Annotated in this window: 11 protein-coding genes; all 11 read right to left on the bottom strand. The window is 64.7% G+C overall.

The window, feature by feature from the left end:
• Positions 1 to 3: 3 nt before the first annotated feature.
• Positions 4 to 273 carry a 30S ribosomal protein S19 gene (rpsS, locus tag AB8810_RS18420; RefSeq protein ID WP_003470666.1) on the bottom strand — a complete coding sequence of 90 codons (270 nt, stop codon included), beginning with the start codon at positions 271 to 273 and terminating at the stop codon, positions 4 to 6.
• 6 nt (positions 274 to 279) lie between these two features.
• Positions 280 to 1,107, bottom strand: coding sequence for a 50S ribosomal protein L2 (gene rplB / locus AB8810_RS18425; RefSeq protein WP_046979791.1), 828 nt, complete (start codon positions 1,105 to 1,107; stop codon positions 280 to 282).
• Positions 1,108 to 1,117: 10 nt separating this feature from the next.
• Complete coding sequence (gene rplW / locus AB8810_RS18430) at positions 1,118 to 1,417, bottom strand: 50S ribosomal protein L23 (protein WP_003470672.1); 300 nt, start codon at positions 1,415 to 1,417, stop codon at positions 1,118 to 1,120.
• Positions 1,414 to 2,019 carry a 50S ribosomal protein L4 gene (gene rplD / locus AB8810_RS18435; protein WP_047325541.1) on the bottom strand — a complete coding sequence of 202 codons (606 nt, stop codon included), beginning with the start codon at positions 2,017 to 2,019 and terminating at the stop codon, positions 1,414 to 1,416. The genes rplW and rplD overlap by 4 nt, the downstream gene beginning before the upstream one ends.
• Positions 2,020 to 2,031: 12 nt before the next feature.
• Entirely contained in the window at positions 2,032 to 2,682 is a 651-nt protein-coding gene (gene rplC / locus AB8810_RS18440; protein ID WP_046979794.1) for a 50S ribosomal protein L3, read from the bottom strand.
• A gap of 11 nt (positions 2,683 to 2,693) precedes the next feature.
• Positions 2,694 to 3,029, bottom strand: coding sequence for a 30S ribosomal protein S10 (rpsJ, locus tag AB8810_RS18445; RefSeq protein ID WP_003470680.1), 336 nt, complete (start codon positions 3,027 to 3,029; stop codon positions 2,694 to 2,696).
• 488 nt (positions 3,030 to 3,517) lie between these two features.
• Positions 3,518 to 4,708, bottom strand: coding sequence for an elongation factor Tu (tuf, locus tag AB8810_RS18450; protein ID WP_228319180.1), 1,191 nt, complete (start codon positions 4,706 to 4,708; stop codon positions 3,518 to 3,520).
• Between the two features lie 90 nt (positions 4,709 to 4,798).
• Positions 4,799 to 6,889 (bottom strand): elongation factor G, encoded by a 2,091-nt coding sequence (gene fusA, locus AB8810_RS18455; RefSeq protein ID WP_179571227.1) that lies wholly within the window; start codon positions 6,887 to 6,889, stop codon positions 4,799 to 4,801.
• A gap of 140 nt (positions 6,890 to 7,029) precedes the next feature.
• Complete coding sequence (gene rpsG, locus AB8810_RS18460) at positions 7,030 to 7,497, bottom strand: 30S ribosomal protein S7 (RefSeq protein WP_179571228.1); 468 nt, start codon at positions 7,495 to 7,497, stop codon at positions 7,030 to 7,032.
• Positions 7,498 to 7,511: 14 nt separating this feature from the next.
• A complete protein-coding gene (gene rpsL, locus AB8810_RS18465; protein WP_003469157.1) occupies positions 7,512 to 7,886 on the bottom strand; it encodes a 30S ribosomal protein S12 in 375 nt (124 codons plus the stop codon).
• 222 nt (positions 7,887 to 8,108) lie between these two features.
• The gene (gene rpoC, locus AB8810_RS18470) at positions 8,109 to 12,326 is read right to left on the bottom strand and encodes a DNA-directed RNA polymerase subunit beta' (RefSeq protein ID WP_179571229.1); all 4,218 of its coding nucleotides are present in this window, start codon (positions 12,324 to 12,326) and stop codon (positions 8,109 to 8,111) included.
• Between the last annotated feature and the right edge of the window lie 14 nt (positions 12,327 to 12,340).

Genomic DNA, 12,340 nt, shown 5'->3' on the forward strand with positions numbered 1-12,340 from the left:
TCCTTACCGGCTCGACTTCTTGTCGCCACCGTGACCCTTGAAGGTCCGGGTGACGGCAAATTCGCCGAGCTTGTGGCCGACCATGTTCTCGTTGACCAGCACCGGAACGTGGTTCTTGCCGTTATGCACGGCGATGGTGAAACCCACCATCTCCGGCAGGATCATCGAGCGACGCGACCAGGTCTTGATCGGACGCTTGCTGCCGGCCGCGGCCTCCACCTTCTTGACGAGGTGGTGATCGACGAACGGGCCTTTCTTGAGTGAACGTGCCATGGTCGATTAGCCCCTACGATCGCGGACGATGAATTGTTCGGTGCGCTTGTTATGGCGCGTCTTGTAACCCTTGGTCGGCACACCCCACGGGGTGACCGGATGCGGATTACCCTGACCGGCCTTCGCCTCACCACCACCGTGCGGGTGATCGACGGGGTTCATGGCCGCACCGCGAACGGTCGGACGCACGCCGCGCCAGCGCTTGGCGCCCGCCTTGCCCAGCTTCTCGAGGTTGTGCTCGTCGTTGCCGACTTCGCCGATGGTGGCGCGGCACTCGACCGGCACCTTGCGCATTTCGCCGGAGCGAAGACGCAGGGTGGCGTAGATGCCTTCACGCGCGACCAGCTGCACCGCGGCGCCGGCAGCGCGCGCGATCTGCGCGCCCTTGCCCGGCTTCAGCTCGATGCCGTGCACCGTCGTACCGACCGGGATGTTGCGCAGCGGCAGGGTGTTGCCGGTCTTGATCGGCGCATCCGAACCCGCGATCACCTGGTCGCCGGCCTTCAGGCCCTTCGGCGCGATGATGTAGCGGCGCTCGCCGTCGGCGTAGCACAGCAGGGCGATATGGGCGGTGCGGTTCGGATCGTATTCGATCCGCTCCACGCGCGCCGGAATGCCTTCCTTGTTGCGCTTGAAGTCGATCAGGCGGTAATGCTGCTTGTGGCCACCGCCGACGTGACGGGTGGTGATGCGGCCATGGTGGTTACGACCACCGGACTTGCTCTGCGGCTCCAGCAGCGCGGCATGCGGCGCGCCCTTGTGCAGATCGGGCGTGACCACGCGCACGGCCGAACGACGGCCGGGAGAAGTGGGTTTGAATTTCATCAATGGCATGGGATGGACCTCAGGCCTTGGCCGTTACGTCGATGGACTGGCCTTCGGCCAGACGCACGTACGCCTTGCGCCAATCGCCGCGACGACCGCTGCGCGAACGGAAGGACTTGTTCTTGCCCTTGACGTTCAACACGTTGACCGACTCGACCTTGACGTCGAACAGCTGCTCGACCGCGGCCTTGACATCGGCCTTGGTGGCTTCGCTCGAGATCTCGAAGACGTACTGATTGGAGAGTTCCTGCAGGCGCGCGGTCTTTTCGGAGACACGCGGGGCACGCAGCACGCTGAAGATTTTTTCGTTGCTGCTCATGCCAGCCACTCCTCGACCTTCTTGACCGCATCGGCGGTGATCACGACCGTATCGGCCCCGACCAGCGACACCGGATCCAGGCCCTGCACGTCACGCACTTCCACGTAGGGAAGGTTGCGCGCCGACAGGTACAGATGCTCGGACGCCTCTTCGGTCACGATCAGCGGGCGCTTGCCCACTTCCAGACCCTTCAGCTTCTCGATCAGATCCTTGGTCTTGCTGGCCTCGACGTCGAACGCGTCGACGACCATCAGGCGACCCTGGCGGTTGAGCTCCGAAAGGATCGCGCAGATCGCGGCGCGATACATCTTGCGGTTCACCTTCTGCTCGAAGCTGCGCGGCTTGGCCGCGAAGGTCACGCCGCCGCCAACGAAGATCGGAGCGGTCAGCGCGCCGTGGCGTGCGCCACCGCCCTTCTGCTTCTTCGACTTCTTGGTGGTGCCGTTGACTTCCGAACGCGTCTTCTGCGCCTTGGTGCCGGCGCGGCCGGCGTTGCGATAGGCGACGACGACCTGGTGAACCAGATCCTCGCTGAAATCGCGACCGAACACGGCGTCGGAGACCGAGACCTTGTTGTTGCTACCCGTGATAACGAGTTCCATCGTCATCTCTCCTTATGCCTTGCTAGCCGGACGCACGATCACGTCGCCACCGGCAGCGCCAGGCACAGCGCCGCGAATGGCGATGAGGCCACGCTCGACGTCGACCTTGACCACTTCCAGATTCTGCGTGCTCTGCTGCACCGCGCCCATGTGGCCGGACATCTTCTTGCCCGGGAAAACGCGACCCGGGGTCTGGCGCTGACCCAGCGAACCCGGCGCGCGATGCGACAGCGAGTTACCGTGGGTGGCATCGCCCATGCGGAAGTTGTACCGCTTGATGGTGCCCTGGAAACCCTTACCCTTGGTGACGCCCTGGACGTCGACCTTCTGGCCGACCTCGAAGATGTCCGCCTTGATCTCGCCGCCGATGGCGTAATCGCCCAGCTGCGCGTCTTCAACACGGAACTCCCACAGGCCGCGACCGGCTTCGACCTTCGCCTTGGCGTAGTGGCCGGAGGCAGGCTTGTTGACCAGCGCGGCGCGACGGGCGCCCACGGTGATCTGCACGGCGCTGTAGCCGTCGCTTTCGACGGTCTTGAGCTGGGTGATGCGGTTCGGGGTCGCTTCGATCAGGGTGACCGGGATGGAGCGGCCGTCTTCGGTGAAGACGCGGCTCATGCCGGCCTTGCGGCCCACGAAGCCCAACGAATATTTCTTCGTCATGGTCGTAGTCCTCAGGTCAACTTGATCTGGACATCGACGCCCGCCGCGAGCTCGAGCTTCATCAGCGCGTCCACGGTCTTGTCGTTAGGGCCGATGATGTCGAGCACGCGCTTGTGCGTGCGGGTCTCGTACTGGTCGCGCGCGTCCTTGTCGACGTGCGGAGAAACGAGAATGGTGTAGCGTTCGATCTTGGTCGGCAGCGGGATCGGGCCGCGCACTTGCGCGCCGGTCCGCTTGGCCGTCTCAACGATCTCGCTGGCCGAACGGTCGATCAGACGATGATCGAACGCCTTCAGCCGAATCCGGATCTTCTGATCCGCTTTCTGACCGGTCTTTTGCTCCGCCATGGCGGTGGGTTCCTTCGTTAAAAGAGCGACGGGCAAGGCCTCTGGGATACCTGCCCCGATTATTTCCTGACGTCGTATACCGCCGAGCATCCAGCTGGCGAGGGCCATTCCTCCGCCCAAAAACTGAGGCAGACCAGTTACCCGGCCTGCCCAGACGGAAAAGTATAATGCGCAGATAAAACAACGTCAACAGCGCAAGGCCGTTGATTGCTTAATGCAGCGCGACCTTCCCGGTCTGGCGAACACGAGGGGCATCCTGCCTCTCTTTTCGCGGTGTATCCGGCACCCTACCCAGGAATGCCGAGCCGCGCATTATAGCGGCTGTTTCACCCGCCCGCAACATGTCGCGGCAAGAATTTCATGGCGCCCTTCCCTCCCACAAAACGACGAAGGGCCGGCTTGCGCCGACCCTTCGTTGAACCGCCAGCCGAAGCCGCGGTCGCCACCGGTCGGACGGCCCCTGAAAGGGCCGCCGACATGGGCGGGCATTACTTGATGATCTTGGCCACCACGCCGGCGCCGACGGTACGGCCGCCTTCGCGGATCGCGAAACGCAGGCCTTCGTCCATCGCCACCGGGTTGATCAGCGTGACCACCATCTTCACGTTGTCGCCCGGCATCACCATCTCCACACCTTCCGGCAGCTCGCAGGCGCCGGTGATGTCGGTGGTGCGGAAGTAGAACTGCGGACGGTAACCCTTGAAGAACGGGGTGTGACGGCCGCCTTCGTCCTTCGACAGCACGTAGACTTCGGCCTCGAACTCGGTGTGCGGCTTGATCGAACCCGGCTTGCACAGCACCTGGCCGCGCTCCACGTCGTCACGCTTGGTGCCGCGCAGCAGCAGACCGGCGTTGTCGCCCGCCTGGCCCTGGTCCAGCAGCTTGCGGAACATTTCCACGCCGGTGACCGTGGTCTTCTGCGTGGCGCGGATGCCGACGATTTCGATTTCGTCGCCCACCTTGATCACGCCGCGCTCGATACGGCCGGTCACCACGGTGCCGCGGCCCGAGATCGAGAACACGTCTTCCACCGGCATCAGGAACGGCTTGTCCACGTCGCGCTGCGGCTCCGGGATGAACGAATCCAGCGCTTCCACCAGCTTCAGGATCGACGGCACGCCGATCTCGCTCTGGTCGCCTTCCAGCGCCAGACGCGCCGAACCGTGGATGATCGGGGTGTCGTCGCCCGGGAAGTCGTACTTGCTCAGCAGCTCGCGCACTTCCATCTCGACCAGCTCGAGCAGCTCGGCGTCGTCGACCATGTCGGCCTTGTTCAGGAACACCACGATGTGCGGCACGCCGACCTGGCGCGACAGCAGGATGTGCTCGCGGGTCTGCGGCATCGGGCCGTCAGCGGCCGAGCACACCAGGATCGCGCCGTCCATCTGCGCCGCACCAGTGATCATGTTCTTGACGTAGTCCGCGTGACCCGGGCAATCGACGTGCGCGTAGTGACGGTTCGGGGATTCGTATTCCACGTGCGCGGTCGAGATCGTGATGCCGCGCGCCTTCTCTTCCGGCGCCGCGTCGATCGCGTCGTACGCCTTGAACTCGCCGCCGAAGCGCTCTGCGCCGATCTTGGTCAGCGCCGCGGTCAGCGTGGTCTTGCCGTGGTCGACGTGACCGATGGTGCCGACGTTGACGTGCGGCTTGGTGCGCTCGAACTTACCCTTTGCCATGATGTATTTACCTTGTAATTCGTAATGGGGGACAAGGGAGCGGGATGCGGGACTGGCTATGCCCGCATCCCGAATCCCGTCTCACTGATGTCAGCTTTTCTTGATGACCGATTCGGCGATGTTGGCCGGCGCTTCGGCGTAATGGTCGAATTCCATCGAGAACGTGGCGCGACCCTGCGACATGGAGCGCAGCGTGGTGGCGTAGCCGAACATTTCGCCCAGCGGCACCATCGCGTTGATCACCTTGCCGGACGGACTGTCGTCCTGGCCCTGCAGGATGCCGCGACGACGGCTGACGTCGCCCATCACGTCGCCCAGATAGTCTTCCGGGGTCACCACTTCGACCTTCATGATCGGCTCCAGCAGGACCGGGCTGGCCTTGTTGAAGCCTTCCTTGAAGCCCATCGAGCCGGCGATCTTGAACGCCATTTCCGAGGAGTCGACGTCATGGTACGAGCCGTCGATCAGGCGCACCTTGATGTCCACGATCGGGTAGCCGGCCATCACGCCGTTGGCCACCGCTTCCTGGATGCCCTTGTCCACCGCCGGGATGTATTCCTTCGGCACCACGCCGCCGACGATCGCGTTCTCGAAGGTGTAGCCCAGGCCACGCTCCTGCGGCTCGATCTCGAGCACGACGTGACCGTACTGACCCTTACCGCCGGACTGGCGCACGAACTTGCCTTCCTGCTTGACCGCCTTGCGGATGGTCTCGCGGTAGGCCACCTGCGGCTTGCCGACGTTGGCTTCGACGTTGAACTCGCGCTTCATGCGGTCGACCATGATTTCCAGGTGCAACTCGCCCATGCCGCGGATGATGGTCTGGCCGGATTCTTCGTCGGTGTTGACGCGGAACGAGGGATCTTCCTGGGCCAGACGGCTCAGCGCGATACCCATCTTTTCCTGGTCCGACTTGGTCTTCGGCTCCACCGCCATCGAGATCACCGGCTCCGGGAACACCATGCGCTCCAGGATGATGATGTGGTCCTGCGCACACAGCGTGTCGCCGGTGGTGACGTCCTTCAGGCCCACCGCCGCGGCGATGTCGCCCGCGCGCACTTCCTTGATCTCTTCGCGATTGTTGGAGTGCATCTGCAGGATGCGGCCCACGCGCTCCTTCTTCGACTTGACCGGGTTGTACACCTGGTCGCCGGAGTTCAGCGTGCCGGAGTAGACGCGGAAGAAGGTCAGCGAGCCCACGAACGGATCGGTCATGATCTTGAACGCCAGCGCCGAGAACGGCGCGGTGTCGGTGGCCGGACGGCTGTCTTCCTTGTCGTCCTCGTCGATGCCCTTGACCGGCGGACGGTCGCTGGGCGACGGCAGCAGCTGGATCACGCCGTCGAGCATCGCCTGCACGCCCTTGTTCTTGAACGCGGTGCCGCAGTACACCGGCACCACTTCCACCTTCAGGGTGCGCTCGCGCAGGCCGCTGACGATTTCCTCTTCGGACAGCTCGCCCTCGTTGAGGTACTTGTCCATCAGCTCTTCGTTGGCTTCGGCCGCGGCCTCGACCATGAACGCGCGCGCCTCGACGGCCTTGTCGGCCAGGTTGGCGGGGATCTCGCGGTATTCGAACACGGTGCCCTGTGAGGCGGTATCCCAGTGGACCGCCTTCATCTTGAGCAGGTCGACCACGCCCTCGAAGCCGTCCTCGGCGCCGATCGGCACCTGCATCGGCACCGGGTAGGCACCCAGGCGCGACTTCAGCTGTTCGACCACCTTGTCGAAGTTGGCGCCGGTACGGTCCATCTTGTTGACGAAGGCAAGACGCGGCACCGCGTACTTGTTGGCCTGGCGCCATACGGTCTCGGACTGCGGCTGCACGCCGCCGACCGCGCACAGCACGAACACCGCGCCGTCGAGCACGCGCAGCGAACGCTCGACTTCGATGGTGAAGTCGACGTGCCCGGGGGTGTCGATGATGTTGAAGCGGTGCTGCGGCAGCGACTTGTCCATGCCGCTCCAGAACGCGGTGGTCGCGGCGGAGGTGATGGTGATGCCACGCTCCTGCTCCTGCTCCATCCAGTCCATCGTCGCGGCACCGTCATGCACCTCGCCGATCTTGTGGCTGACGCCGGTGTAGAACAGGATGCGTTCGGAGGTGGTGGTCTTGCCGGCATCGATGTGGGCCATGATGCCGAAGTTGCGGTAACGCTCGATGGGAGTGTTGCGGGCCACAGGGAGCCTCTCAGAATTCTTGGATTGCGGATGGCCGAACGCCGCCTTGCGGCGGCCTTCGGATTTGTGCAGCGCTCAGCGGCGCCGCTAGCAGCACATATAGATTGTGCTGACGGGCCCTGTTTCCAAGGCCCGGAAGGTCACCAGCGGTAATGCGCGAACGCCTTGTTCGCTTCCGCCATGCGGTGGGTTTCTTCACGCTTCTTGATGGCGCCACCACGGTTTTCCGAGGCGTCGACCAGCTCGGCCGCGAGCTTGCGCGGCATCGAGTTCTCGCCGCGCTTGCGCGCCGAGTCGATCAGCCAGCGCATGGCCAGCGCCATGCGACGGGAGGAACGCACCTCGACCGGCACCTGGTACGTGGCACCGCCGACGCGACGCGACTTGACTTCGACCGCCGGAGCGACGTTGTCCAGTGCCTTCTGCACCAGCTCGACCGCGTTCGGGCTTTTCTCGCCGATGACGTCCATTGCGCCATAGACGATCTTTTCGGCGACCGACTTCTTGCCGCTCAGCATCACCATGTTGATGAACCGGGCGATGGTTTCGCTGCCGTGCTTGGGATCCGGCAGGACGGTGCGCTGCGGAGTAGAACCTTTACGAGACATTTGTGTGCTTTCCCTTAGCTCTTCGGACGCTTGGCGCCGTACTTGGAACGACCCTGGCGACGCTTGGCGACGCCGGCGGCATCGAGCGAACCGCGCACGGTGTGGTAGCGCACGCCCGGCAGATCCTTGACGCGACCGCCGCGGATCAGGACCACGGAGTGCTCCTGCAGGTTGTGGCCTTCGCCGCCGATGTAGCTGATGACCTCTTCCTGGTTCGTCAGGCGCACCTTGGCGACCTTACGCAGGGCCGAGTTCGGCTTCTTCGGGGTGGTGGTGTACACGCGCGTGCAGACGCCACGGCGCTGCGGGCACTTGTCAAGCGCCGGGGAGGCGCTCTTGTAGGTGGTCGCCTGCCGCGGCTTGCGGACCAGCTGGTTGATCGTCGCCATCAGTGGATTCTTCTGATTGAGGCCGTGGGGCCTGGATGCGTGAAAACGAAGGCAGGCCGAAGGACGGCCTGCCGAGACAGGAAAGTATAGCGGGCAAGTAAAAGCTCCGTCAACTCAACGGAAACTTAACTTGCTGGTCCCTCCCGGACCGGAACACGGGGCGCGTCCGCTGCGCCCCCTTTCGCTTGGTACGACCGGCCCCGCGCACGGGGCCGATCGGGCTCACTCTTCGCTGCTGGCAGCCGCCGGTGCGGGCGTTTCGACCGCCGGCTCGGCGTTGCCGCCGGACAGGGTCTGCATCTCCGACTCGGTCAGGCCGCTGGAGTTGCGACGGCGCAGGCTGTGGTAGGCCAGGCCGGTGCCGGCCGGGATCAGGCGGCCGACGATCACGTTTTCCTTCAGGCCGCGCAGCGTATCGCTGGTGCCGCGGACCGCCGCCTCGGTGAGAACGCGGGTGGTTTCCTGGAACGACGCCGCCGAGATGAACGACTCGGTGGCCAGCGAGGCCTTGGTGATGCCCAGCAGCACCGGGTCGTACTTGGCCGGCAGTTCGTTGCGGGTCGCCAGGCGGGCATTTTCCTCGATGACGCGCTGGCGCTCGGCCTGCTCGCCGTTGAGGAACTTGCTGTTGCCCTGGTCGGTGATCTCGACCTTGCGCAGCATCTGCCGGGTGATGACCTCGATGTGCTTGTCGTTGATCTTCACGCCCTGCAGGCGATACACGTCCTGGATTTCCTTGACCAGGTAGGCGGCCAGCGGCTCCACGCCGAGCAGGCGCAGGATGTCCTGCGGGCTCGGCTCGCCGTCGACCACGGTCTCGCCCTTGGCCACGTGCTCGCCTTCGAACACGATGATCTGGCGATACTTCGGGATCAGCTCTTCGTGTTCCGAACCATCGGTGTCCTTGATGATCAGGCGCTGCTTGCCCTTGGTGTCCTTGCCGAAGCTGATGATGCCCGAGCGCTCGGCCAGGATCGCGGGATCCTTCGGCTTGCGCGCTTCGAACAGATCGGCCACGCGCGGCAGACCACCGGTGATGTCGCGGGTCTTCGACGCTTCCTGCGGGATCTTGGCGACCACGTCGCCCACGCCCACCGCCGCACCGTCCTGCAGGTTGACGATCGAGCGCGGCGGCAGCAGGTACTGCGCCGGCAGATCGGTGCCCGGGATGGTCAGGTCGTTGCCCTTGCCGTCGACGATGCGCACGATCGGGCGCAGGTCCTTGGCCTGGGTGCCGCGACGCTTCGGATCGGTGATCTCGCGCGAGGCCAGGCCGGTCAGGTCGTCGGTCTTCTCGATGACGGTGACGCCGTCGATGAAGTCGATGAAGCGGATGAAACCGGCCACTTCCGACACGATCGGGTGGTTATGCGGATCCCAGTTGGCGACCGACTGGCCGGCCTTGACCGCGTCACCGTCCTTCGCGGTGATCGTGGCGCCGTAGGCCAGCTTGTAGCGCTCGCGCTCGCGGCCGTGGCCGTCGAGCACGGACAGTTCGCCCGAACGCGACACCGCCACCAGCGAACCGTTGGCGTGCTCGACCGACTTGAGGTTGTTGAACTTGATCGAACCGGTGGTCTTGACCGTGATGTTGTCCACCGCCGCCGCACGCGAGGCCGCGCCGCCGATGTGGAAGGTACGCATGGTCAGCTGGGTACCCGGCTCGCCGATCGACTGCGCGGCGATGACGCCGACCGCTTCGCCGATGTTGACCAGGTGACCGCGCGCCAGGTCGCGGCCGTAGCAGCGGGCGCACACGCCGAACGAGGATTCGCAGGTGATCGTGGAACGCACCTTCAGCGTCTGCACGCCGGCCTCTTCCAGCTTGGCCACCCACTGCTCGTCGAGCAGCGTGTTGCGGGTGACGATCGGGTCCTCGTCGTTGCCCGGCAGGAACACGTCCTCGGCCACCACGCGGCCGAGCACGCGATCCTTCAACGGCTCGACCACGTCGCCGCCTTCCACGATCGGGGTCATGGTCAGGCCGTCGCTGGTGCCGCAATCCGGCTCGGTGATGACCACGTCCTGCGCCACGTCGACCAGACGCCGGGTCAGGTAACCCGAGTTGGCGGTCTTCAGCGCGGTATCGGCCAGACCCTTACGCGCGCCGTGGGTGGAGTTGAAGTACTCCTGCACGTTCAGGCCTTCGCGGAAGTTGGCCTTGATCGGGGTCTCGATGATCGAGCCGTCCGGACGCGCCATCAGGCCGCGCATACCGGCCAGCTGACGGATCTGCGCCTGGCTACCACGCGCGCCGGAGTCGGCCATGATGTACAGGGAGTTCATCGACTTCTGGTCGATGATCTCGCCCTTGGCATTGGTGACCTTCTCGGTACCGATGGTGTCCATCATCGCCTTGGCGATGCGCTCGTTGGTGCGCGACCAGATGTCCACGACCTTGTTGTAGCGCTCGCCGGCGGTGACCAGACCGGACTGGTACTGCTCCTGGATTTCCAGCACTTCCTGCTCGGCTTCGCCGAGGATGCCCTTCTTCTCCGACGGGATCAGCATGTCGTCGATGCCGATCGACACGCCGGCGCGGGTCGCGTAGGCGAAGCCGGTGTACATCAGCTTGTCGGCGAACACGACGCTGTCCTTCAGGCCCAGCTGGCGGTAGCTGGAGTTGATCAGGCGGCTGATGTTCTTCTTGGTCAGCTCGGTGTTGGCCAGCGCGAACGGCAGGCCTTCCGGCAGGATTTCGGCCAGCAGCGCGCGCCCGATCGTGGTGTCCACGATCGAGGTCTTCTTGCTGCGGTTGCCGTCCTCGTCGATCACCGTCTCGGTGATGCGGACCTTGACCTTGGCGTGCAGTTCGACCACGCGGTTGTCGTAGGCGCGCTTCACTTCGGCGATGTTGGCGAACACCATGCCCTCGCCCTTCTTGTTCTCCAGGGCGCGGCTCATGTAGTACAGGCCCAGCACCACGTCCTGCGACGGCACGATGATCGGCTCGCCGTTGGCCGGCGACAGGATGTTGTTGGTGGACATCATCAGCGCGCGCGCTTCCAGCTGCGCTTCCAGCGACAGCGGCACGTGCACGGCCATCTGGTCGCCGTCGAAGTCGGCGTTGAACGCGGTACACACCAGCGGATGCAGCTGGATCGCCTTGCCTTCGATCAGCACCGGCTCGAACGCCTGGATGCCCAGACGGTGCAGGGTCGGCGCACGGTTCAGCAGCACCGGATGCTCGCGGATGACCTCTTCTAGGATGTCCCAGACTTCGGCTTCTTCGCGCTCGACCAGCTTCTTGGCGGCCTTGATGGTGGTGGCCAGGCCGCGACGCTGCAGCTTGGCGAACACGAACGGCTTGAACAGCTCCAGCGCCATCTTCTTCGGCAGGCCGCACTCGTGCAGGCGCAGGGTCGGGCCGACCACGATGACCGAACGGCCGGAGTAGTCGACGCGCTTGCCGAGCAGGTTCTGGCGGAACCGGCCCTGCTTGCCCTTGATCATGTCGGCCAGCGACTTCAGCGGGCGCTTGTTGGTGCCGGTGATGGCACGGCCGCGACGGCCGTTGTCCAGCAGCGCATCCACCGATTCCTGCAGCATGCGCTTTTCGTTGCGCACGATGATGTCCGGCGCGTTGAGCTCGAGCAGGCGGCGCAGGCGGTTGTTGCGGTTGATGACGCGGCGGTACAGGTCGTTCAGGTCGGAGGTCGCGAAGCGGCCGCCGTCCAGCGGCACCAGCGGACGCAGATCCGGCGGCAGCACCGGCAGCACGGTCATCACCATCCACTCCGGTCGGTTGCCCGACTCGAGGAAGGCTTCGACCAGCTTGATGCGCTTGGTCAGACGCTTGAGCTTGGTTTCCGACCCGGTGCCGGCGATCTCTTCGCGCAGGCGGGTCATTTCCGACTGCAGGTCGATCGTGCGCAGCAGCTCGTACACCGCCTCGGCGCCCATCGCGGCGTCGAAGTCGTCGCCGTGCTCCTGGCGCGCGGTGAGGAACTGCTCTTCGGTCAGCAGCTGGCGGCGCTCCAGGGCGGTCAGGCCCGGCTCGGTCACCACGTAGGCTTCGAAGTACAGCACGCGCTCGATGTCGCGCAGGGTCATGTCCAGCATCAGGCCGATGCGCGACGGCAGCGACTTCAGGAACCAGATGTGCGCGACCGGCGAGGCCAGGTCGATGTGGCCCATGCGCTCGCGGCGCACCTTGGCCAGGGTCACTTCGGTGCCGCACTTCTCGCAGACCACGCCACGGTGCTTCATGCGCTTGTACTTGCCGCACAGGCACTCGTAGTCCTTGATCGGGCCGAAGATGGCGGCGCAGAACAGGCCGTCGCGCTCGGGCTTGAAGGTACGGTAGTTGATCGTTTCCGGCTTCTTCACTTCGCCGAAGGACCACGAGCGGATCAGGTCCGGCGAGGCCAGCGCGATCTTGATCGCGTCGAAGTCCAGCGTCTGGCGCTGCTGGTTGAAGAGGTTGAGCAGGTCTTTCATGGTGTTTCTCCGAA

The organism is Xanthomonas sp. NCPPB 3005 (genome assembly GCF_041228095.2).
Lineage (GTDB): Bacteria > Pseudomonadota > Gammaproteobacteria > Xanthomonadales > Xanthomonadaceae > Xanthomonas_A > Xanthomonas_A bonasiae.